The 22,544-nt window shown below is 40.0% G+C and carries 28 protein-coding genes; 11 read left to right on the top strand and 17 right to left on the bottom strand.

The features are described from left to right. Positions 1 to 47 precede the first annotated feature (47 nt). The 3 genes from dapD to ABD006_RS10675 all read right to left on the bottom strand — a co-directional run bounded on the left by dapD (position 48) and on the right by ABD006_RS10675 (position 2,290). Positions 48 to 767, bottom strand: coding sequence for a 2,3,4,5-tetrahydropyridine-2,6-dicarboxylate N-acetyltransferase (gene dapD, locus ABD006_RS10685; RefSeq protein WP_343840726.1), 720 nt, complete (start codon positions 765 to 767; stop codon positions 48 to 50). A gap of 584 nt (positions 768 to 1,351) precedes the next feature. After that, positions 1,352 to 1,816 carry a cyclic-di-AMP-binding protein CbpB gene (cbpB, locus tag ABD006_RS10680; protein WP_343840724.1) on the bottom strand — a complete coding sequence of 155 codons (465 nt, stop codon included), beginning with the start codon at positions 1,814 to 1,816 and terminating at the stop codon, positions 1,352 to 1,354. Positions 1,817 to 2,086: 270 nt separating this feature from the next. Continuing rightward, positions 2,087 to 2,290 (bottom strand): hypothetical protein, encoded by a 204-nt coding sequence (locus ABD006_RS10675; protein WP_343840721.1) that lies wholly within the window; start codon positions 2,288 to 2,290, stop codon positions 2,087 to 2,089. A gap of 323 nt (positions 2,291 to 2,613) precedes the next feature. On the opposite strand from ABD006_RS10675, the gene trhA reads away from it, so the two are divergent. The 4 genes from trhA (at position 2,614) to ABD006_RS10655 (ending at position 5,631) form a co-directional block, all read left to right on the top strand. After that, positions 2,614 to 3,246 carry a PAQR family membrane homeostasis protein TrhA gene (gene trhA / locus ABD006_RS10670; RefSeq protein ID WP_343840718.1) on the top strand — a complete coding sequence of 211 codons (633 nt, stop codon included), beginning with the start codon at positions 2,614 to 2,616 and terminating at the stop codon, positions 3,244 to 3,246. A gap of 191 nt (positions 3,247 to 3,437) precedes the next feature. Continuing rightward, positions 3,438 to 4,319 carry a metallophosphoesterase gene (locus ABD006_RS10665; RefSeq protein ID WP_343840715.1) on the top strand — a complete coding sequence of 294 codons (882 nt, stop codon included), beginning with the start codon at positions 3,438 to 3,440 and terminating at the stop codon, positions 4,317 to 4,319. 115 nt (positions 4,320 to 4,434) lie between these two features. After that, positions 4,435 to 5,064 (top strand): SCO family protein, encoded by a 630-nt coding sequence (locus ABD006_RS10660; RefSeq protein ID WP_343840712.1) that lies wholly within the window; start codon positions 4,435 to 4,437, stop codon positions 5,062 to 5,064. Between the two features lie 87 nt (positions 5,065 to 5,151). After that, positions 5,152 to 5,631, top strand: a complete 480-nt coding sequence (locus tag ABD006_RS10655) for a YkyB family protein (protein ID WP_343840709.1) — start codon at positions 5,152 to 5,154, stop codon at positions 5,629 to 5,631. Between the two features lie 40 nt (positions 5,632 to 5,671). On the opposite strand, the gene ABD006_RS10650 is transcribed toward ABD006_RS10655, so the two are convergent. The 5 genes from ABD006_RS10650 to ABD006_RS10630 all read right to left on the bottom strand — a co-directional run bounded on the left by ABD006_RS10650 (position 5,672) and on the right by ABD006_RS10630 (position 8,876). Further along, positions 5,672 to 5,986: a YbjQ family protein gene (locus ABD006_RS10650; protein ID WP_343840707.1), complete on the bottom strand. Its 315-nt coding sequence runs from the start codon at positions 5,984 to 5,986 to the stop codon at positions 5,672 to 5,674. A 104-nt stretch (positions 5,987 to 6,090) separates the two neighbouring features. Further along, complete coding sequence (locus ABD006_RS10645) at positions 6,091 to 6,270, bottom strand: PLDc N-terminal domain-containing protein (protein ID WP_343841500.1); 180 nt, start codon at positions 6,268 to 6,270, stop codon at positions 6,091 to 6,093. Between the two features lie 116 nt (positions 6,271 to 6,386). Beyond that, positions 6,387 to 7,769 carry a DUF4179 domain-containing protein gene (locus ABD006_RS10640; protein ID WP_343840705.1) on the bottom strand — a complete coding sequence of 461 codons (1,383 nt, stop codon included), beginning with the start codon at positions 7,767 to 7,769 and terminating at the stop codon, positions 6,387 to 6,389. Continuing rightward, the gene (locus ABD006_RS10635; RefSeq protein WP_343840703.1) at positions 7,762 to 8,283 is read right to left on the bottom strand and encodes a sigma-70 family RNA polymerase sigma factor; all 522 of its coding nucleotides are present in this window, start codon (positions 8,281 to 8,283) and stop codon (positions 7,762 to 7,764) included. Before ABD006_RS10635 ends, ABD006_RS10640 begins: the two co-directional genes overlap by 8 nt. 197 nt (positions 8,284 to 8,480) lie before the next feature. After that, positions 8,481 to 8,876, bottom strand: a complete 396-nt coding sequence (locus ABD006_RS10630; protein WP_343840700.1) for a hypothetical protein — start codon at positions 8,874 to 8,876, stop codon at positions 8,481 to 8,483. A 236-nt stretch (positions 8,877 to 9,112) separates the two neighbouring features. Here ABD006_RS10630 and ABD006_RS10625 point away from each other — a divergent pair, with 236 nt between their 5' ends. Beyond that, the gene (locus ABD006_RS10625; protein WP_343840698.1) at positions 9,113 to 10,033 is read left to right on the top strand and encodes a DMT family transporter; all 921 of its coding nucleotides are present in this window, start codon (positions 9,113 to 9,115) and stop codon (positions 10,031 to 10,033) included. Between the two features lie 74 nt (positions 10,034 to 10,107). Here ABD006_RS10625 and ABD006_RS10620 read toward each other — a convergent pair whose 3' ends face one another. After that, positions 10,108 to 10,260 (bottom strand): FbpB family small basic protein, encoded by a 153-nt coding sequence (locus tag ABD006_RS10620; RefSeq protein WP_343840696.1) that lies wholly within the window; start codon positions 10,258 to 10,260, stop codon positions 10,108 to 10,110. Positions 10,261 to 10,371: 111 nt separating this feature from the next. On the opposite strand from ABD006_RS10620, the gene ABD006_RS10615 reads away from it, so the two are divergent. Then, positions 10,372 to 11,517, top strand: coding sequence for an aminotransferase A (locus ABD006_RS10615; protein ID WP_343840694.1), 1,146 nt, complete (start codon positions 10,372 to 10,374; stop codon positions 11,515 to 11,517). Between the two features lie 176 nt (positions 11,518 to 11,693). Here ABD006_RS10615 and ABD006_RS10610 read toward each other — a convergent pair whose 3' ends face one another. Both ABD006_RS10610 and ABD006_RS10605 read right to left on the bottom strand, forming a co-directional pair. Further along, a complete protein-coding gene (locus ABD006_RS10610) occupies positions 11,694 to 11,867 on the bottom strand; it encodes an aspartyl-phosphate phosphatase Spo0E family protein (protein ID WP_343840692.1) in 174 nt (57 codons plus the stop codon). 74 nt (positions 11,868 to 11,941) lie between these two features. Next, the gene (locus tag ABD006_RS10605) at positions 11,942 to 12,142 is read right to left on the bottom strand and encodes an aspartyl-phosphate phosphatase Spo0E family protein (protein ID WP_044157143.1); all 201 of its coding nucleotides are present in this window, start codon (positions 12,140 to 12,142) and stop codon (positions 11,942 to 11,944) included. 342 nt (positions 12,143 to 12,484) lie between these two features. Here ABD006_RS10605 and lepB point away from each other — a divergent pair, with 342 nt between their 5' ends. Continuing rightward, positions 12,485 to 13,000, top strand: coding sequence for a signal peptidase I (lepB, locus tag ABD006_RS10600; protein ID WP_425542220.1), 516 nt, complete (start codon positions 12,485 to 12,487; stop codon positions 12,998 to 13,000). A gap of 211 nt (positions 13,001 to 13,211) precedes the next feature. On the opposite strand, the gene ABD006_RS10595 is transcribed toward lepB, so the two are convergent. The 3 genes from ABD006_RS10595 to ABD006_RS10585 all read right to left on the bottom strand — a co-directional run bounded on the left by ABD006_RS10595 (position 13,212) and on the right by ABD006_RS10585 (position 13,905). Next, positions 13,212 to 13,349: a YvrJ family protein gene (locus ABD006_RS10595; protein ID WP_370521800.1), complete on the bottom strand. Its 138-nt coding sequence runs from the start codon at positions 13,347 to 13,349 to the stop codon at positions 13,212 to 13,214. Positions 13,350 to 13,435: 86 nt separating this feature from the next. Further along, a complete protein-coding gene (locus tag ABD006_RS10590) occupies positions 13,436 to 13,651 on the bottom strand; it encodes a DUF2922 domain-containing protein (RefSeq protein ID WP_343840687.1) in 216 nt (71 codons plus the stop codon). 35 nt (positions 13,652 to 13,686) lie between these two features. Next, positions 13,687 to 13,905, bottom strand: coding sequence for a DUF1659 domain-containing protein (locus tag ABD006_RS10585; protein WP_343840685.1), 219 nt, complete (start codon positions 13,903 to 13,905; stop codon positions 13,687 to 13,689). 419 nt (positions 13,906 to 14,324) lie between these two features. Between ABD006_RS10585 and ABD006_RS10580 the strand changes: the two genes are divergently transcribed. The 3 genes from ABD006_RS10580 (at position 14,325) to ABD006_RS10570 (ending at position 17,668) form a co-directional block, all read left to right on the top strand. Continuing rightward, the gene (locus tag ABD006_RS10580; protein WP_343840683.1) at positions 14,325 to 15,482 is read left to right on the top strand and encodes an FxLYD domain-containing protein; all 1,158 of its coding nucleotides are present in this window, start codon (positions 14,325 to 14,327) and stop codon (positions 15,480 to 15,482) included. A gap of 15 nt (positions 15,483 to 15,497) precedes the next feature. Beyond that, on the top strand, positions 15,498 to 16,709 hold the full coding sequence (locus tag ABD006_RS10575) for a S1C family serine protease (protein WP_343840680.1): 1,212 nt from the start codon (positions 15,498 to 15,500) through the stop codon (positions 16,707 to 16,709). 68 nt (positions 16,710 to 16,777) lie between these two features. After that, complete coding sequence (locus ABD006_RS10570) at positions 16,778 to 17,668, top strand: putative RNA methyltransferase (RefSeq protein WP_343840678.1); 891 nt, start codon at positions 16,778 to 16,780, stop codon at positions 17,666 to 17,668. A 71-nt stretch (positions 17,669 to 17,739) separates the two neighbouring features. Here ABD006_RS10570 and ABD006_RS10565 read toward each other — a convergent pair whose 3' ends face one another. From ABD006_RS10565 to ABD006_RS10555, 3 genes are all read right to left on the bottom strand, one after another. Next, positions 17,740 to 19,704 (bottom strand): sensor domain-containing protein, encoded by a 1,965-nt coding sequence (locus ABD006_RS10565; protein WP_343840675.1) that lies wholly within the window; start codon positions 19,702 to 19,704, stop codon positions 17,740 to 17,742. Between the two features lie 27 nt (positions 19,705 to 19,731). Further along, the gene (locus ABD006_RS10560) at positions 19,732 to 21,096 is read right to left on the bottom strand and encodes a TrkH family potassium uptake protein (protein WP_343840673.1); all 1,365 of its coding nucleotides are present in this window, start codon (positions 21,094 to 21,096) and stop codon (positions 19,732 to 19,734) included. 134 nt (positions 21,097 to 21,230) lie between these two features. Beyond that, positions 21,231 to 21,671, bottom strand: coding sequence for a YwpF-like family protein (locus ABD006_RS10555; RefSeq protein WP_343840670.1), 441 nt, complete (start codon positions 21,669 to 21,671; stop codon positions 21,231 to 21,233). Positions 21,672 to 21,914: 243 nt separating this feature from the next. Between ABD006_RS10555 and ABD006_RS10550 the strand changes: the two genes are divergently transcribed. Beyond that, a complete protein-coding gene (locus ABD006_RS10550; protein WP_343841497.1) occupies positions 21,915 to 22,484 on the top strand; it encodes an NAD(P)/FAD-dependent oxidoreductase in 570 nt (189 codons plus the stop codon). Positions 22,485 to 22,544: the final 60 nt, after the last annotated feature.

The raw sequence follows: 22,544 nt of genomic DNA, 5'->3' as shown, positions 1-22,544 counted from the left end.
TTTCAAAAGGAATAGCAGGAAGATTTACCCTCCTGCTACTCTCCTTTTTACTGATCTAATTTTCGAAGCTCCTGCTTAATTTCCGTTTTTCCTTTCGTCTGTTCATCAATTTCTTTAATCACTTTTGCCGGCGTACCAGCGACAACGGTGTTTGGCGGTACATCCTCTGTTACAATGGCACCTGCTGCAACAACAGCCCCCTTACCAACTGTAACTCCTTCAAGGACAACAACATTTGCGCCAAGAACAACCTCATCTTCAATCACAACAGGCTGGGCAGAAGGTGGCTCAATCACACCTGCCAGCACGGAGCCTGCACCGATATGACAGTTCTTTCCTACGGTAGCTCGTCCACCAAGGACAACATTCATATCAATCATGGTTCCTTCACCAACAACCGAGCCGATGTTAATGCTTGCCCCCATCATAATGACTGCCCCATCACCAATCTCAACCTGGTCGCGGATAATCGCACCCGGCTCAATCCGTGCATTGACATTTTTAAGATCCAGCAACGGAATCGCTGAATTACGGCGGTCATTTTCAATTTTATAATCCGCGATTTCATCCTTATGTACATCTAAAAAGGCTTTGATATCCTTCCACTCACCGAATAAAACACCGGTTGTATCCTCAACAAAAGCCTGAATGTTCTCACCAAATTCAAGATTATTCAGTCCTCCACCCTTCACATAAACCTTAACAGGAGTGGATTTTTCACTATCGGATATAAATTGAATAATTTCATTTGCATCCATCATCTTCATCCCTATTCACCTCTTCTATTCCATTTTCCTCTAACTTTACCAAAACACCCGAACACTGGCAAGGGAAAGTGTGTGTCAAGTTTTCCCGATGGTTCTAAAGCGATTTGATCAATTCCAACAGGTCTATTAGCTCAATAAACCACTTTACAAAAAATGTACAGGTATGTATGTGTTTTGTATTTCTAATCGGAACATTTACTTATATTCAATTAAGGCCATTTGTGGTATTTTTAATTAGAAACATAAAGTAAAACTTCCATCAGTGGGGGCTGTGGGGGTATTACGGCCAGTTAATGCGTAATAAAATGACATTAAAACCCCTAAAGGTGTGTGAAACAATGGTAAGGTACATGGCCTTAACCATCCTTTTCTTTCTTTTTCCCGTCTTATCGGGCAGTAAGACCCCTGCCTCAAGATTCAAAAAAGACTTGAAGATATAAGCATACATTTATGATCGAGTGCCTTCTCTCTTTTTTTACCATAATTTGGCTCCTAATACCCCCGAGAAATATTTTAAACATAGGAAAAGCACCGACATAAAGTCGATGCTCACTACTGTTTGTATTATTATGATTAGTAAAGGGTTATCCCTGAGACTGTTCATTCTGGTAAAAGTTTTCATGTAAGTACTGATTGAGTCTCTTCAGTATGGCTCTTCTCGTGAGTATGCCATCAAAATAACCATCCTCATCCACGACACACACAAATGGATGGTCAACCACAACTTTTAACCCCTGCATAAATCCGTCTTCTTTGTTTAAGGTAGGAAATTCTTTCTCCATTACGGATTTGACCCGTAAATTCGACAGCTTCTCAACCTCAATCCGTTCAATGCCAAGAATGCTTTCAATAATCATCGTCTTACTGATAACGCCTTCAAAATGAAAATCGGAATCTAATACTGGTACGGCTGAATATCCCGTTTTCACAAGAACCAATAACGCGTGTTCCAAAGGGTTCTGACTTTGTACATTTGCTACCTTTTCTGCGTGAATCATTAAATCTTTTACTTTTGTTTGCTGAATTTCTGTGCTTTGTATGCTTAACATTTTCCGTCACTCCTTTACGCACAGGAGATAAAGTGAAACTTCCGTCAGTGGGGGCTTTGCAGGGATAAAATGAGGCGGGATTGTTCTGATCCCGGTTTGCAGCGAATACCAAAACAAACCAATTATAGTTTAACATATTTGCTCACAAAATCCTACTTATAACGTGTACCTTTTTATTGGGCCATTTATCCCTCAATCTCAAGGTACACGTATCCGGTTTACTGGAAAAACCCAGTAATATTAGAAAGATGTACTGTCCGCTATAAAACACTAGTCTTCATTGTGGTCGTCATATTTACGATATTGGTCATGTACGTTGATTTCGATGGGCTGGATGGTCATACTTCCGCATTCAGGACAAAAATGCTCATCTTCCGTCATAGAACAGCATTCTAAACAGTAAAAGTACATAAAATCACCCACTTCAATCTTTTTAATATAATATGTGAAAGGTAAAAATGTGGTTCGGCTCATTGTTCTCTTTTTAAAACGAGACACACTTTTTGGGCTTATACGTAAACTGAATATAAGCAAATTCTATGATGACGTATGAATTAATAGCTATGGCAAATGATAACAGGTGTAAATCATAAGAAATCGTGAACCCTAAAGCATACATACAAATTTGAGACTTCCTTAATTTTGGCCCGCGTCGCTATTCATTGCGAACGAAACTTATCAGGTTTTTTTACGAGCTGTACCCTACCTTTCACCTTTCGTTTTTACAGAAGCATGGAGGCGGGATTGCAGCTCGTTCCTGTGTAAAAACTCTAAAATTCATCGGAAATGGTGATCACATGTATACTTACACCAAAAAAGAAGAGCTGGTAAATGGAATCACCCATGCCATTGGTGCCATACTTAGTTTATTTGCCCTTTCCTATCTGATTCTTTATGCTGCGGAATCAGGCAGCTTCTGGCGCATCTTTTCTGTGTCCGTATATGGCTTGTCTATGTTTTTCATGTATACCTCGTCAACGTTTGTCCATTTAGTGCCCTCAGGCAGATTAAAGGAGCTTTTCCTCAAGCTGGATCACAGCTCCATCTTTTTGTTTATTGCCGGGAGCTATACACCTATTACTTTGCTATTATTAAAAGGAAAGATTGGCTGGATTTTGTTTTGTTCCGTTTGGGGAATTGCATTGTTCGGGATAATCTTTAAAATGATTTTCATCCGCAAATATACCATCCTGACTACTGTTCTTTATATCCTGCTCGGATGGTTTGTCGTCGTTGCGTGGGAACCGCTAACATCCAAAATGGCCTATAATGGAATTGTGCTTTTGATCACTGGTGGATTGTGCTATTCCATTGGGACGATCTTTTACCTGTGGAGAGGGTTCCCCTACCATCATGCAATCTGGCACATTTTTGTTTTATTTGGCAGCGGATTTCACTTCTTCTCCATATTTTATTATATTGTCGCATAAATCATGACTAAAATGATTCCTCTGACAGTCGGCTACATTAGCCGGCTTTTTTGTGCCTTCCCTTTCATCTACTGAAACCATTCGTTGAAAAAATGAAAACTCCTTCTTTTAAAGCACTTATTTTTAGCTGTCAATACCATAAACGAACATGCTATAATACAAATGATTCATTTTATTTAAGGGAGAATACGATGAGAAACCAGAAAATATCAAGACGTTCTTTTTTAAAACGGTTTACATATGGACTATTAGGTACATTAGGCCTTAGCGGCGGAACCTATTATTACTCCAAATATATAGAGCCCTCCATGTTAACCATCAAGGAGGAAACCATTCAATCTCCCAGGGTGCCCAGCTCCTTTAACCAGTTTAAAATTCTGCAATTCAGTGATACTCACCTGGGCTTCCACTATGACTTAACTAAGTTGCGGGATCTTGTAAAAAAGATAAATGATCAAACCCCTGATTTAGTATTGTTTACCGGCGATTTAGCGGATGATCCGAACAGCTATTCATCGGCTCAGCTTGAAGCGTGTATTCCGATTCTTAAGGATATCAAGGCCCCCTATGGGAAGTACTGGGTATATGGGAATCATGATCACGGTGGATACGGGACAGAAAAAATTCAGATGGTGATGGATTCTGGAGGCTTCCAATTATTGCAGAATCAGTCAGCAGATATTCCATTAAAGGATGCCAGGATTCAGTTAGCAGGACTCGATGATGTTATGCTGGGACAGCCGGATCTGCACCAAACCTTGGAAGGTACAGACCCTGATAAGTTTACTTTGTTAATGTGTCATGAGCCTGATTTTGCTGATCAAACGTTGCGGTACCCCGTGGACGTTCAGCTCTCCGCTCACAGTCATGGCGGACAAATTCAGATCCCCTTTTTTGGACATTTGATCACCCCGCCCTATGCCAATAAGTATGTAGAGGGAAAATTCACACTGGGCGATCAGCAGCTTCAATTGTTTGTCAGTCGCGGAATCGGTACAACACGCCTCCCATTCCGTTTTCTGTGCCGCCCGGAAATCAACATCTATTATTTAGAAAAGCTCGAAAATGTTTAAAATCAACAGGGGTTACAGTTCGTGATATATTGTTAGGATTTTGTCACAATGGGATATTAACAAGACGATACTTCTTGTTACAATGAAGCTGAATATAACCAATGGAGGAAGAAATATGAAATGGAACGTTTTTTTATTCATCCTGCTAAGTTCCGCGGTTCTGATTTTATCGGCCTGTGGCGAAGGAAATCAGTCCGGACAAAAGGATGGATCCGGAGATGGTAATCAGTCAGAACAAAGCTATGAAGGTACGCTGGATATTGAAGTACAGGATTTTACAGCGGTAAATCAGGACGGTAAGGAAGTAACATTAAAGGATCTGAAGGGTGAATTTTGGGTTGCTGATTTTATCTACACACAATGCCCGGATGTATGCCTTACCATGACACCTAATATGGTACGTTTACAAAATATGCTGAAGGATGAAGGCTTAAATACACGCCTGATTTCTTTTAGTGTCGATCCGAATGTTGATACACCCGAAATTCTGAAAAAATACGGGAAGAATTTCAATGCGGATTTCTCCACCTGGGACTTTCTGACCGGATATTCTCAGAAGGAAATTGAAACCTTTGCTGCCGATTCTTTTAAAACCCTGGTTACAAAAATGGACGGGCAGGTTGCACACGGCACGTCATTCTATTTAATTGCCCCGAATGGACACGTCATTAACAAGTACAATGGCCTACAACCAAAAGGAATTAAAAATCTTATGAGTGATTTGAAAAAATATATGAATCAGTAAGAGAAGTCTTACTGATTTTTCCCCCTTTTTCCTGAAAATTGTGTTAAACTCTAGTTAATAAGAGATAGATTAAAAGGAGATATCTAAATGAAACAGGACGAACAGCCTATTTCAACAAGACAAATTGCCGAAGCACTTGCTGTCGTCAATCGACATGCAAAAGCAGCACCAGACCCACGGCAGCTTTATACATTAAAGCAAAAAACCATTCAAAAGCTATTTGAACAAAAAAAGGCCAAAAAAATAGGCCTCCACTATTCCAATCACCCCAAGTATAGTCAACAGCATTCCACACTATTAATTCAGGTTGACGACTATTATTTTCATGTACCACCTAAGCGGGATGATTTTAAGCAGTACAAACATCTTGGAGCTCTTGATGAATCCTATCGGAACCCTAAACCTCAGTTGAATCTGAGAAAAGCAAAGCAAACGTTGTATTCCTATTTAGGGTGGAAGCCCCAAAACCGCGGAAATCGTTATTCAGCCTACCAGCAAGCGGCTACCACTTCCCTGCTTGGCAGAGGAAGGCGGAATCCGGCCTCCAGAAGCTATTTTGACCGTTAAAAAACGCCAGCCATCACTTGTGTGATGGCTGGCTTTCTGTTTAGTTTATTTTTACAGCTGTACCCGAGGCTACTACCATCATCATTCCGTCCCGCAGTGTTTCAAAGTCCAAATCGACACCGATCACTGCGTTTGCTCCTAAATTGGAGGCCTTCTCCTTCATCTCACGCACAGCGATTTCCCGGCCTTCTGACAGTTTGCCTTCATAGGTTCCGCTTCGTCCGCCCACAATATCGGAAATCCCCGCAAGAAAATCCCGTACAACATTGGCACCCATAATCGCCTCGCCATATACCACATCGATATACTCCACAATTTCTTTATTTTGCAATGTACTTGTTGTTGTTACAATCATCAAAAATCAATCCTTTCTTTACAGATTTCATTTATACATAATATCTAGTGCATAGATTTATGATTAGTAAACGATGTAACAGCTACTACCTTAGTATTGTGAAGCTAATCATTCCGTATGATTAAATAAACAATGAGTCCTATGATAGGAAAAAACAAGGTACCAATGAGAACGACAATGGCATATTCCTTGCTGTTTCCTTTACGTACTGAATCACGATAAGCCCATATACTTGTGATGACATTTAATACTAAAAGAATAAAACCGAAAAATAAAAAGACCATGATTAGAGATATGACTTCCAAGTGTTTCACCTCCATTTCTCTATACGACATAGGCTTTCCAAAGGTTTCAGGAAAATGAAAATCCCTACACATGTTTTATGTGTAAGGATTTGTCATTAGTTCTGGCTTGTTAAAGGAATTGTAATTTCCTCATTATATTCCTTGTCGATGATCTGAGTGTGAAAACGAAGCTTATTCGTTTCTGGAACATTGTAAAAAACAGAAGATATAAGGGTCACTGTGTTCGATTGTGTTTGATTTGTTCTCCTGCTAAAGGGTGATACTGAGCCTTTTTCTCCATCCGGCGTTTTGTAGACTGGTTGAAGGAATTGAGGAGTTTTCAATTCACGTCTTACTTGGAATGTAACGTGGTAGTCGTCATTCTTCTTTTCAACTTGTTCTACAGACATCCAATCCGGTGCCCCTTCCAATTTTTCATTTTTCAGATTTAATACAATCTCCTCTTTTCCTTCATCGACAGCAAGTACCTTGGAAAAACTTAATAATAAATCATCAGGTACCTGCCTGTAATTATTCTGCAGGGTAATCATTCTTTTACCACTATCCAAAGTGAAAAATACAGGTTCCAGTGATGACCACTGATTGATCTCCCCATTTCGAAGAGCTAATCGATGAATACCTAAAATTTGCTCATCATTATCCGGATGTCTTGATAAGATTACTTTGGAAACTGTTGGGTGAAGGATAACATCATGAATCACTAGTTTTTGTCCGTTTACGTCTACTACTTTATTCAGTTCATAATGCTTACTATTAAACCAGTTTGAATTGATGGGCAGTTTATAAGTAAATGGTTGTTCAGCTCGGCTAAATTGTAATTCAAGTGTCCATGTATCTCCAGAGGACTGTAATTGCTCGGCCGATAAACCGGCTAATTCGATTTTCATTTCTCCTGACCGGCTATTGCTCTCATTGTTAATTGCGATACTCTTTTTCCTTTCAGCCACCTTGCCTATTGGTGATTCCCCATTCTCTCCTGCAAGATTCAGGTTACTTATTGTGAGTTCTTTTACAGGTGGTCCATCTATATGGATAGAATAGTTAATGACAAGCTGGTTTGAATCTGCCACTACCTCTTTTACAGTAAATGTTATATCATCATGTGTCTCCTTCTGCTCTATTTGCCTTGCAAATCCTGTATAGTTCTCATTGGGTTCTGTCCAATTCGTAAATTCCGCTTCATGGTCCTGTGGAGAAGGCTGATCCTTCATTTCTTGATCCGAATTTCGCAGTGAATCACCCTGTTGATTTGAATGGTCCTGATCCTGGAAAACAGAAAGACCTGCAATGAATAAAATCGAAGCCGCCATCACGGTTGCAGCAGAAGCGCTGAATATTTGCGAGATCCTCCTTTTCCTGGTTTGCTTCAGCCGTGCCTGCTGGATCCCGGCTTTAATATGATCATCAATTTTTGGAGATATTGGAATCTGCATATCAGACTCTTTGCACTCTTTCAACCACTTATCCTTATCAGACATGCCTTTCCTCTCCTTTCTCCCACTCGAATCGCAGCTGTTTCAAAGCGCGATTCAGCCTGGTTTTAATGGTGCCTTCAGGGACTCTTTTCCACTCCGCGATTTGACTTAATGTCCAATCCTCAAAATATTTTAACTGGATAATCTCCTGCATTTTTGGATCAAGATCAAGCAGTAAATCTCTTAGTATTAAATACCTATCTGTATCTTCATCATAAGATGTAACTGAGAAAATCTCTTCTACCGGAAGTGTTCGCTTTCGTCTCCTCCATTCATCATGACAATAGTTCATCATAATCCTTAATATCCAGGGCTTAAAATGTCCTGGTTTTCGCAGGTTATGTAGCTTTAAATAAGCTTTACAAGTAACCTCCTGGACAGCATCAAGGGCATCATGTTCATTCCCAAAATACCGGTATGCCGTTCGATAAAGTGATGACTTTACCGTTTGAAGCAGTTCATAAAAAGCTTCATCGTCCCCTTTTCTGGCCCTTTTTACCAGCTGTTGTTCTCCCATGAAAAATCTCCCCTTTTAACACTTCACTATATATGACCATTTTGATGGGAAAATAGTTTTATAAAAATGATGTATTCTAAAAGATTTTATTTTTATGAACTCAGACGTGATGAAACACTTGAAGACGTACTTAAACTCTGTGTGAAATGTTATGATGTGAAATACCACAAAAAAAGAGCATGATAAGTGCATGCTCTTCAAACTCTGGCATTTTGCTGTGGAACGGTTTTCTTTTTCCGTGTTTTCATATAGTTTATTATAGAAGAAATCAGATGACTGATAAACAGGAATATTCCAAACGAGATCATAGCTAACGTGGAATTGGCTAAATCTCTCCATTCCATATTTCCTGTCCCTGTTAATCCCTGATACAGCTCAATCCAGGTTGTGATAAACAGGTAGATTCCACTAACCGTTAGGAAGGTCAGTGCTTTTTTCCAATCGAGATCGATTAACCAGCGTATAATCGGGCGAAAGAAAAAATAGAAAGCTATGATGGCGAGAAAACCTGCTCCAAAATGAATATGAGCATCTGTGAACCCTAACGGAGCAAGCTTTGCAGGATTCACCGCCCATTCGAATAGTGGATTCATATATATCCCTCCTGGCATTAGCATTCTTGCATAATTTTACGAAGGATATACATAGGAACCGGGAATTTTCATCACGCATGTACTGGCCGTAATACCCCCACTTTAAGTCTTGAGGGTAACCCAACAAGACTAGGTGGGTGATGGAGAACCCCCCCAATGATGGAAGTTTCACTTTATAATCTTTATGTTTTTCTGTGATTTGCGTATAATAGCCGTAATGAAGGAGGCAGCATTCCATGAAGCGTGCACTTATTCTTATTATTACAGGGGCGGCCCTATGGGGAACGATTGGCTGGTACGTCAACCATTTATATGAATTTGGCTTTACACCTTTTGAAGTTGTGACTCTTCGGGTAACGAGCACGGCTATTCTGTTAATCCTGTATTTCGGACTGACGGAAAAGAAGATGTTTAAGCTTAAAACCATTAAGGATGGAAAATATTTTATTGGAACCGGAATTTTCAGTATTGTGTTTTTTAATTTCTGTCTTTTTACCACGATGAATTTATCTACTTTACCTATTGCAACAGCTCTATTATATACAGCACCTATTATCGTTGCTATATTGTCGAGAATTTTATTTAAGGAAGCCTTTACGAAGAAAAAATTTATAGCCCTGTTATTGTCCATGATGGGGATTCTTCTGATTGTTGAAATCCTTCCTTCACTGGGGCAGAATTTTCAATGGCTGGCTCTTGTATTTGGTCTTGGCTCCGGATTAGGCTATGCTCTTTACAGTATTTTCAGCAAATATGCCTTGGAAACCTATCACAGCAAAACGATTACCTTATATACATTTATCGTTGCCACCGCCGGCTGTTTACCGTTTTTTCCCTATGATAAAATATACATCTTCACACAGCCAGCTGCCTTGTTCTATGCGATTGGACTGGGATTGCTCCCAACGGCCGTTGCTTATATCATTTATACGATCGGGCTGAAAGAAGTGGAAGCATCCAAAGCCGCTATATTTTCCACGATTGAGCCTGTTGTTGCGACCGTCATTGGAATCACATTGTTCAGTGAAGCTTTTTCGGTCTTTCAAGCAGCTGGTATGGCGTGTATTATAGGGGCTGTGATTCTATTGGAAAAATGGCCGGACAGAAATCAGAACAGCATTGCGGGCACAGCAGGAAAAAAAGGGGTTACGCGGTAATAACCCCCTTCTTCCCTGGTATATTTTTTTCAATTAAAATCAGGAATGGTATGATAGGTTTGGTGTGAATGGTTTTAGTTAAATGATGGCTTTGTCGTTTCTTTTTCTGAATCACTATGCTTTTTCTCTATTTTTATATCAATTTCTTTCATGATTTTCTCGTCACGCATTAATTCTTCTTTATATTCATTTACTAAATCCTGAAATCCTGGTAATCTCGGTCTCATACGATAACCCCTTTCAATGCCTTAAATTTTCTTACAATTCTATTTTAACAAAGAATTTTCTGAATACATTGAAAGATTTTGAACATTTTGTAACAACTTTGGAGGGATAACATGGAATCATTCATTAATACTAACGTAAAAAACATTGAAATATCCGGGATACGAAAGTTTTTCAACCTCGTTTCCGGAGAGTCGGATATTGTTTCTTTAACCATAGGACAGCCCGACTTTTACACACCGGACCATGTGAAAGAGGCAGGAAAAACAGCGATTGACCAAAATCGTACAACCTATACACACAATGCAGGGATGCTTCCTCTTAGAGAGGCGATTTCTTCCTTTGTCAGTGAGAAATATGGGCTGCAGTATGATCCAAAACATGAAATTATTGCAACTGTGGGTGCATCTCAGGCCATTGATATTACGTTCCGGACTATTTTGTCTCCTGGTGATGAAGTCATTCTCCCTGGACCGGTTTATCCCGGGTACGAACCTCTCATTCGTTTAGCTGGAGCAACGCCTGTTTTTGCAGATACAAGAAATCATGATTTTAAAGCTACGGCTGACGTTCTGGAGTCATACATAACGGACCGGACTAAATGCATTGTCCTTCCTTATCCCTCCAATCCTACAGGGGTAACCTTAACAAAGGAGGAATTACAGGAGATTGCTGAACTGATCCAGGGAAAATCTATTTTTCTTCTGGCAGATGAAATCTATGCTGAATTAACCTATGAAAAGCCTCACGTATCCATTGGGAGCTTCCCTGCTGTTCGTGAACAGACCATTATTATTCAGGGACTGTCAAAATCCCACTCGATGACCGGCTGGAGAATTGGTTACGTACTGGCATCAGAAAACATTGCCAAACATCTTCTTAAGGTTCACCAGTATAATGTTTCCTGTCCTTCAAGTATTAGTCAATATGCAGCACTGGAGGCTTTGACGGAAGGAAAATCAGATGCGACGTTCATGCGGGAGGAATATAAAAGAAGACGGGATTTTGTCTATCAGGAGCTGGTAGATATGGGGCTGGAGACCGTTATGCCGGATGGCGCCTTTTACTTATTCCCTAAATTCCCTGTGGGGGACAGTTCCTCATTTGATTTGGGACTTGATTTAGTCAAAAAAGCGGGACTGGCTCTTGTTCCAGGTGATGCCTTTTCTCCATTGGGCCAAGGCTATATGAGAATTTCCTATGCCTATGATATGGAAACCCTCAAAGAAGGAATGAAGAGATTGAGGAAATATCTTTAAAATAACCATAAAGTGAAACTTCCATCAGTGGGGGTTTTCTCCATCCCTCACTGATGGTTAGTTGAACTTATCAGGAATTTACTGGCCGTTTATCCGTGATAAAAAAATCAGCGGCCCCAAACCGCTGATTTTTTTAAAATGAAGTTTGAAGGAAGCATGAGGAGTCTTGTAAGGAATTAGTTTCGAGTTTGCTCGATCGCTTGGTATAAATTTAACAAGGTATCAAGCTCCTGACTAATCTCAACGGATTCCTTACTTGTAAAACCATACCACGTAGCAACTTCGACCATTTTAAAACGAACTGTCTCTATCTCTTTTCTCAGTTTTACTGCATCTTCAGTAGACGCCACTTCTGGAGCCCCCCAAAATTAACTGCTTCTGTTCTATTATACCATAATAGAACCCGAAAATTTCAGGGAATGGTTTAACTTTTTGACAATTTCAATTCCTGCTTTTCTCGCAATTTACTTTTTATATACTGATTGAGTAAATGGTCCAGCTCCTGACTGACCGTCAGTGTTTTAATACTTGAGATGCCATGATCATCAGCAACCTCATGCATTTTTTCTCTCTTTTCTAAAATTTCTTCATATAATAATTCGTTCTTTTGTGTAGACTTTCCCATATCCAATTCCCTTTCTATTTTTATATTAAACAACGTTTATGATTATGGCAAAAGTAATAGAGAAAGTAAACCATATCGCAATATTAGACAAAGTTTTCAGAAAAAACAGGAACAGACCCTTATTTCACCGGCTTTTCGACATCTTATACGTAGAATATCCGACAATTATCGGGGGGTTTACAAAGAACATCCCGAGAATAATCCAGGAATATTGATAGAAGGGATTTAACATTTTAAATGTTTTTTAAACAATATTATAATATGATATAAAACCATCATCTTTTGTTAATACTTGTGATAACATGGTAATAGTTATATATATGACTAATTAAGAAGGGAAGAATTATTTTGGCAAAAGAGATTTGGGAATGGACCAAAGCTATTATTATCGCAATTATTCTTGCGTTCATTATTCGATCCTTTATATTTGCTACATCTGTTGTAGAAGGAGCAAGCATGCATCCTACTTTAGAAAACGGAGAAAGAGTTGTATTTAATAAGGCTATTTATTACTTAAGCGAACCAGACCGCGGAGATATTGTTATCATTCAGAGACCGTCAAAGAATTATGTAAAACGTGTTATTGGACTACCCAATGATGTCGTTGAGGTGAAAAATCATTCCTTATATATTAATAGCCAAAAGCAGACTCAGAGCTATCTGGACGATGAAGCTATTAAGTCCACCTCCGATTTTGGACCTATCACCGTACCTGAAGGCGAATATTTCGTGATGGGAGACAACCGGTCAATCAGCAAGGACAGCCGAAACGGATTAGGACTTATAAAAGAAGATGAAATCATCGGCCGAAGCGAACTCATCATCTACCCCTTCGACGAATTCTCCCTAACGAGGTAGATAGAAAAGCGGAGGCGACCGCTTAGGCCTGGGAGCCGCAGCTGGACATAGAAAAGCGGAGGCGACCGCTTAGGCCCGACGGCATAAGCAGAATCTCCGGAGTGGCCGTACTTTGGCCATGGAGGGTATTCTGCTTATGACCACTTAGACCCGAGAGCATAAGCAAACCCCATTGTGTGGACCGAGGTGGTTCTTCACAATGGGGTTTGCTTTATCTCATTTTTTCGGGTAAAGCCGTAATGGATTCAATCAGAATATCAAGTTTTCCTTCAATGCGGTGCAGTAAATAAAACGTAACCACAACAGGAAAACCGATTTCCGGTATCCAATTGGCCCAGCTTTCCAACATGATCCATTCACCCCCTCATTCAAATCTCCATGGTTCTATCCTTTCATCTACCAGAAAAAGGAGCGACTTCTCGCTCCTTTTCATTCTTACAATTCAATTTCCTGTACATTGCGTTCGACGATTCGGGCACTTTTCTTCTCGATTAGATCCCCACCTGAAGAAGTAAAAGCATTCTGAGTAATAATTTCGTCCATTGCCTGATTAATGAGGGCTGTATCAACAGGTTCCACCGGCTGATCTAAAGAATAGGTCACCGTCTTGCCATCAGCATTTGTAAACTTCAGCTCCAGCTTCTTTGCCATGTTTTCCACCTCCTTCTATCCACTGCTTTCATTTTTTAGATAACCAATACGGATGAATCATTTCGCTCAACAGAATACAACGTACGCTCCTGCAGAGGCACCAGCGCGTTTGTCACAGCCATTAACTGATCGGCGGTTGCTTCGGTTTTTACATTGTTAAAGTTTTTGTTCTTATAGGTAATCTCCCCATCGCTGTCAGGACCTGATTCAAATACAAGCTGTAACTGTGAACGAATCATTTGTGAAACAGCCATCTCCCCCACCTCCTTTCACTTTTATAATCGAAAGAAGACAGAGAAAAGTGTTCTATAATTTCCCCGGACATAAAAAACCCTGTCACATCAAAATGTGACAGGGTTTCAGGAACAACCATTCTTTTTATGAAGCTTATGCGTTATCAAAAATACAAAAGCCAATATAAAGAAGAATAATCCCCACACCTACAATACCCAAAATGGTTTCAAGCATAATCAAGCACACCTCCTGTAAGTACAATTTTCCAAAAGATAATTAGTCTTTTCACACAAATGTACTGGAAAATACAAGGTATATATGTCAATTCTACCATTTTTATTTTAACAAAAAAAACGTACTTTTAAGCCTCAATTTTTAAATTCTATGTTAAAATTTATTTGACTTACATTATTAATAGAAGCTTAAGCAGGTGATTTCGATGGCCCATTGCCCGTTTTGCGGAACAGAGGTAAAACAGGGAGAAGAGTATTGTATTAACTGTGGAAAAGAAATGCCTACCGATTTAGCTGAGAGAATGCCGAAAAATCAAGGTTTTAATAAATGGTGGTTTTTACCCATTGGCGCACTATTCCTTGCGATCCTCGTATTTATAGGCTATTATTTTTTTCTATCATCTCAGGAAAATCAAGCCCTGGAAACCTATAAACAGGCGGACAAAGTTGCAGTGGATGGAAATTTTCAGCAGGCAAAAAAACTGTATAAAGAAGCACAGCAATATAAGTCTGAGTTTCCTGCAGCTGTACAAAATGCCCAGTTTATGGATATCGCGATGTCTATTCAGCAGCAATTGAACTCAGCAAAGAATCTACAAGATGAAAATGCCTTTCAGCAGGCCATTAAAATTACAAAACAGGCGGAAGAAGACCTGCAGAACTATAATGGCGAAGTAGTGGATAAATTACTGGATCAGCTCGTTAAGACACGAAATGAAATCAAGACTGCTGAGGTAACAGAAAGATTAAGTCAGGAGCCTTCCGTAGAAGAGTTAAAATTGCTTCTTTGGGAGGCAGAAGGTATACAAACCGATAAAGCAAGAAACATAACGAAGAAAATTCGTACAAGACTGGTGAATTATACGTATTCCAAAGCCAATGAAAGCTTAAAATCCAATCATTTTACAGATGCGATGGCGATTATAGAGGATGGACTGAGATACGCTCCGGAAAGTGAAAAGCTGCAAAGCCTGAAGACGACCATTGAAAAAGAAAAGGTTGCCTTTGAAACCGAGCAGCAGAAACGGATTGAACAGGCCATAAATGCAGCTGAGCAGGAGTATAAGCTCAATAAAAATGATGCCATTGAGATGGTTTCCATTGAAGCTAAGAAGGATGACTTTGGCGATTTAATCGTCTCAGGTACTTTAAAAAGCGTCGCCACGGTCCCGATTTACTCTGTTTCTGTTTCCTATAATCTGCTGGACAAAAATGGTGAAATCGTTGAAACCAATGAAGTATATATTTACCCTGATACCCTCTACCCTGAAGAAGAGGGAAATTTTGAATTTACCCATTATGAAATGGATAAAGAACTAAAAGCGGAAGTAGACCAAGTCAAATGGTTTCTTGACTCACCGTAATGAGGAGTGACCTTAATGATAAAGAATCGCTTATTCTGGCCTGTTGTTATAACCGTTATCATGACTATTTGTCTCATTTTAACGATGGTCCTTTACTATCAGAATTGGAGCAAGAAAGCCATTGATGTCGATAACAGCATTGCCAGTCTGGTCCGTGCGGATGATCAGGAGAATGAAACGACGCTGAAAACGATTATTCACGAAGCACAAAAATCCGTTGTCCAAATTGAGGCAGAAAGTGAATCAGGAAAAAACATTGGTTCTGGTTTTATCTATAACAATAAAGGAGACATCATGACAAACGCTCATGTTGTAGCAAATGCAGACTCTGTCTATGTGAAAACCTCTGATGCCCGTACGTATCCGGCAGCCGTTATCGGACTGGGAACGAAAAAGGATATTGCTGTTCTGCGTGTTCCCCAGCTGGTGGACCGAAAAACGTTATCGTTAAATCCGGACTATGAAGCTGAGATTGGCGATGAAATTATTGCCGTCGGGAGTCCATTAGGCTTTCAAAACACGGTTACAACAGGAATTATCTCCGGCAAAAATCGGACTTTTAATGTAGATGATCAGTATAATTATGAAGGTTTATATCAAATTTCTGCTCCTATTACGAATGGAAACAGCGGCGGGCCTCTCATCCACCGTCCGTCAGGGAAAATTATTGCGATTAATTCAGCAGGTTCCAATGAGGGACAAATTGGCTTCAGTCTTCCTATCGGTCAGGTAGTAGACCGGGTGAATATGTGGTCAGACCAGGCGGATGATGAGGAACTAAGCTTTGATGGAGCTCTGAAAACAAAGGATACAGTCAATGAGGAGCAACTGATTCAGGATGCAACCTATATTGTAAATTATTTTTATGAGAACGTTGAAATGCGGGATTACTTAAATGCTTATAAACTGCTGGGAATCGAGCGGCAAAGACAGAAAAGCTATCAGGATTTTCGAAACGAATATGTGCATATACATGATTTAACGATCAATAATCTCAATACTGAATTGCAATCCAATCAGAAAGTCAAAATAACGTTAAACGCTGATCATGTTTCCAGAAATAAAAATCAGGTTCAAATTACTGAGCATTATGAAACGACATTTATCGTTGGTTACGAAAATGACCAGTTAAAGATCCTGGAAAAAAATCAGACATCTCTCTCGACGACAAAGAAAGAACCAACCCCTGCCAATGATGGAAAGCAGGAAGACTCATCACAATCCTGACCTGTCATCCTCTATACCATTTCCACGTATAGGGGATTTTTTTAGAACAAAGGAGGAAGCGTATTCCTATGAATAAGAGAATCAAAAGTGCACGGCAGGTTCAACAGCACCAATCCCTATTTCATTGCCCTATTTGCCAATCATTCATGGAGGTACATGAATCGAAAAGCTTTATATGTCAGAAAGGTCATACATTTGACTTTACCAAAAAAGGCTATATAAACCTTACTACCCGGCCATCCAAAACGAAATATACCAAAGAGTTATTTGAGGCCCGGAGAGAATTAATGGTCGAGCAGCAGCTGTTTGAGCCCCTGCTCGAAAAAATAGACGCGTGGATACAGAACACCGTTTCCAGACAGGATGCCCTTACCATACTGGATACTGGCTGTGGTGAAGGCTCACATCTTGCCAGGATTACCGAAAAACTGCACAACACATTTACAAACGGGGTAACGGGAGTTGGTATTGACCTGTCAAAAGAGGGAATCATGACTGCTGCCAAAAACTATCCAGAGACGATTTGGGCGGTTGCTGACCTTGCTCACTCTCCTTTTCGGGATCAGTCCTTCCAGCTTCTCTTAAACATTCTCTCCCCTTCTAATTATGGTGAATTTTCCAGGCTGTTAAAAAATGGCGGGTATGTCCTGAAAGTCGTGCCTCAACAGAATTATTTAACGGAATTGAGAGATGCCTTTTTCAAGGATACCGACCGGGCTTCGTATTCCAATGATGATACCGTTGACCTTTTCACACGCCATTTCCAACTGAAGGATCGAATTCGTGTGACCTACAACGTGGATTTAAATCCGTCATCGATGCAATCCTTAATTCAAATGACACCCCTTACCTGGTCCATATCTGAAACGGACATTCAAGCGGTACTGGACAAGCACTCCTTATCTTCCATTACAGTTGATCTGGAGATTTTAATTGGTATCAAAGGACATGAGAAGTAAAAAAGGAGGAAACCTCTGAAATAGAGGCTTCCTCCTTTTTACGAACCATGAACCTTGGAAAAATGATTCATCTAACTATACGAAAAAAATCGCTCAGCTTTTCCTGGAGCTACAGGCTTACTAAAATAAAAGCCCTGAATTTCATCACATTTTTCACCTTTAAGGAATTCGAGCTGTTCCTTGGTTTCCACACCTTCTGCAATCACTTTCATATCCAGGGAGTGCGACAGATGAATAATCGACTTCACGATCGCCTGATTCTGCTTTTGTTCTCCCCTGATAAATAGCTGATCAATCTTCAGCTTACTCAAAGGGAACTGACTCAAATATTTCATTGAGGAATACCCGGTTCCAAAATCATCAATGGAGACATTTACTCCGAGCTCTCTCAAACCCTTAAGCGTATCCATAATATAAGCTTCATTGGACATCGCCATACTTTCGGTTATTTCCAGCTCTAAATATTTCGCATCGAGCTTTGACTCCTGTAAGATGTCCCGGACCTTCTTCACCAAATCTTTTTGCAGGAACTGCTTTACGGATAAGTTCACACTGACTTTTGTCGGGCCATAGCCTTTTTCATGCCATTTCCGGTTTTGACGGCAGGCTTCCCGCAGCACCCAATCTCCAATTTCAATAATAAGTCCGGTTTTCTCAGCCAGTGGTATAAACATTCCCGGTGATATATAGCCTCTGGATGGATGCTTCCAGCGAAGAAGGGCTTCAAAGCCGATGACCTGATTATTTGAAATATCCACCTGTGGCTGATAATGAACCTCAAATTGCTTTTGTTTAATGGCTCTTCTTAACTCATTTTCAATGGTAAGCATCTCTTTAAAATCTTCTGTGATCGATGATTCAAATATTTTATAATGATTCCGCTGATTCTCCTTAATCACATACATCGCAGAGTCTGCCTGTTTAATTAACTCATTTGGATGTTTTCCATTTTCCGGAAATAGACTGATTCCGATACTTACCGTCGTAAAAATTTCAAAATCCTGAACATCTATTGGGATTTGAAAAGCCCGAATCACCTTTTCCGCAAATGCTTCCGCCTCATCTTTGTTCTGAATATCACGCTGCAGGATCAAAAATTCATCTCCACTCATACGGGCAATGAAATTCTTCCCATCCAGCAGCTGCTTTAAGCGATCGGAGCATGCCTGCAGCAAAGCATCGCCAAACTGATAGCCTAACGTATCATTAATTTGTTTAAAATAATCAATATCCACAAAATGAACTGCGATCTGACCGTTATCCTTTCGACATTCAGCAATGGCTTCTTCCAATGTCTTTACAAAATAATTTCGGTTCGGCAAGTCTGTCAGCTCATCATAATAAGCCATAAACTGGATCTGCTTTTCATTATGTACACGTTCGGTGACATCCCGAATGACAGCAATGCGCAAGTCCCCATCCTTGTCGGGATATGGCTGCGGTAATACGTCAATGTACAGAGGCTCCCCCGTCTTTTTGTATCCTTTTAGTAAATAAGGCTTATCATGATCCTGTTTCATATTCTCTTTAAGCGTATGAAAATAAGAGGAATCGATAAATTCATCAATAGATGCACGGATTAATTCTGACTTCTTATAGCCAAAAATTTTGGCCAGTGAATCATCACAATCTATAATCTGACCGGCTTGATGCAAAACCATCCCTTCATGTGACTGATTCATCCGATATTTCAGTGCATACATCTGGTTTTCTTTTTGATCATTGAAACGAACAGGATGGATAAACAAACAGATATGACCATCGTTAAGCTTCCAAGTTCGAATTTGAACCAGCGTCTGATCTGCGGAGTTTAATTCAAGTAAAATCGGTTCTCTTTCCTTTTGCATCACAGTTCCATGCTCAAGGAACAGCTCTATGGATTGTCCCGTCAGGTCTTCTTCACCCAGCAAGATATGTGCTGCTTGATTGGCAAACAGAACCTGCCCTTCCGCATGTAAAATGACAATCGCATCATTCAATTGTTCCAGCATCCGGGCTGGTGTCATGAGTTCTGTATGCTGAGATCCTTTCCCCAAGGTAATTCCTCCTAAAAGTCTGACTTCCTAGCCGATGATAATTTTTTCTTTTGGATAATGGAATTCGCCTTTCTTTGTTACATCATTAAATGAAAAGAGCAAGGTTAAAATTCCGATTCTTCCAATAAACATCAGTACCATTAAGATGACTTTGCTAATGTTTGTGAGTTCAGCTGTGACGCCCATCGAAAGTCCGGTTGTACCGAATGCTGAACAAACCTCAAAAATAATCGCTATCAGTGAAGAATCCTCAAAAATCGTTAGCAATACAATAGCAGTGATACAGAGACCAACCGCCATTAGCACAACAACTACTGCTTTGTACAGGTCTTCTTCAAAAATCTCCCTTTTAAATACCGAAACCTTGCTCTTTCCTCTGGCAAAGGTCAAAATAAAAATAATAACTAAAGCAAATGTGGTTGTTCGTATACCTCCCCCCACACTGCTTGGAGAAGCCCCGATAAACATCAGCACAGATGTGACTAATTGCGTTTGTTCGGTCAGAAGGCTCATATCAAAGGTAGCAAGACCGCCACTTCTGCTCGTAGTCGATTGAAATAAACTGTAAAAAATCATTTCATGCCAGGACTTATCAGCATAGAAGTGATTCCATTCAAGTACAATCATGATGATAAACCCAAATATCAATAATCCAAGGTATGTTATGGATGTAACCTTTGTAAATAAGGAAAAACGCATAAACTTTCTTTCCTCTTGGGAAGCGAATAAATAATCCTTCACCTCAACTAATACCGGAAAGCCAATAGATCCAAATATAATAAGGGCAATGTGGATTATCTGCACAAAATAATCATCTTTGAACGGCGTGAGAGATTGACCTGTAATATCAAATCCCCCATTGGTTGTAGCACTTATAGAGGCAAAGAATCCGTGAAAATAAGCCTCCTTCCAGCTTGAAAAATACGTTAAGTAATACGTACCAAGGATAAGAAAGCCAACAAGCTCGATCCATAATATAAGCTTGAAGACACCTTTCATCAGCTTGACGATTCCATTAAAGGAATATTGGTTCTGGTCGGCCATAATCAGCCGGCGCTCTTTCAAACCTATTTTCTTACCAACGACAAGCCATATAAATGTACCCAGGGTCATAACCCCGACTCCGCCAAATTGAAGAACAACCGCTAACAGGACGATGCCCAGCTGGTTAAAACTATCCACTATGGAAACCACAGATAATCCTGTTACACTTACAGCACTGACGGATGTGAAAAGGACCTCCATAAAGGTTAAATCGACCCCATCTTTGTGGGCAACAGGCATGGCCAATAATAAACAGGATACGGTTACCGCAATGATATAAAAAATAATGATCAGTTGCACCGGCGAGCGCTGGTTTAACCATTCTGAAAATTTGTTTTTACTTCTCATAACACTTTCTCCCTTTATACACCAAAATCCTTCTTATCATGACAAGATTTTTTCCGTTTATCAACCGATTTTGACAAGTTTTTTATTCACGAACGTTAAAAAAATGACCCCACTCCATAAAAGCGGGGTGATTTTTATTTAGAGGAAGAAGAAATGTCGAACAGTTTGCTTTTTTCCTTAAACTTCTCCAGCAGCTCTGTACCTTGATAGCCTTCCTGGATTAATGCCTGAAGCATTTCCTCCACCTTTTCCTGTTTTCGATTTAATAATGTTCCTAAAAACAGGACATTCATAGACGAACCGATTTGATTCAACCCAACCAATTTCACCATCATCGTTGCAGGCTCATTGGATTCCTTGGAGATTTTTACCTGCAGGACATATTCCCTGTTTTCGTCCTGCATTTGCTGAAAATAATCTTTATAAGAGTCATCCATGTACGCCTCGACCAGCCAATGGTTATCTTCATCTTCACGATTAATGATTAATCCGTCCGTTAAATCTATAGGCATGTTTTTAAGTTCGTCGCCCTGCTTTTCTAAAACATCTAAAGAAATCAATTTAAATGTTTTCATATGCACCACCTTGTGCCCCTATTATATATCTTATCCCAAGTATTTCAAATAGAATTATACATAAAGTGAAACTACCATCAGTGGGGATTTTCTCCATCTCCCACAGATGGTTAGTTGACTTATCACGCCAATTGGGTTCCAGGATGTTTTATCTGGTCTGATAATGGCTATATTAATGATAGCAACTTTCATATTCTTACATACTGAGTGATTCAATATATAAGAAAAGGAGTGGACGAAATGATGTACGATATCGCCATTATTGGAGCTGGACCTGCAGGATCAAGTGCAGCCATTTTTGCAGCAAAAGCAGGAAAGAAAACCCTGCTGACTGATACAGGAAAGAGTATTACAAAAAAAGCATGGGTAAAAAACCATTATGGGATAAAGGAAATTGAAGGTCCTGATTTGCTTGAAACAGGTATGCAGCAGGCAAAAGCATTAGGAGCTGAATTAAAGACGGAGGAAGTAACAAAAATTGAGAGTAAAGGAAGGCATTACCTGGTTCATATGGGACAGCATCAATATGAAGCCGAGCACATTCTCCTTGCGACCGGTTTATCCGTAGATTTAGCCGAGGATATGGGCTTAAAAATTGTTGATGGGCAGGAGCCGCGTATAGCAAGAAATATTAAAGTCGATCACGAAGGTAAAACGAACAAAAAGAATGTTTGGGCAGCCGGAACTGTAGCTGGTGAAAGTGTCCACACCATCATCACATCCGGCCACGGCGCAAAAGTAGCCATTAACATCATCAGCGAACTAAACGGCCAACGCTACGTAGACCACGACATCATCCAAAGTAAAGATTAATAGAAAAGCGGAGGGGCCCTGCTTACATCAGCGAGGGTCTGGGCCCTGGAGCTGGACAAT

The organism is Salinibacillus aidingensis (genome assembly GCF_039522525.1).
Taxonomy (GTDB): domain Bacteria; phylum Bacillota; class Bacilli; order Bacillales; family Alkalibacillaceae; genus Salinibacillus; species Salinibacillus aidingensis.
The sequence above is the reverse complement of the archived record's forward strand: the minus strand, read 5'-3'. Positions and strand labels throughout refer to the sequence as shown.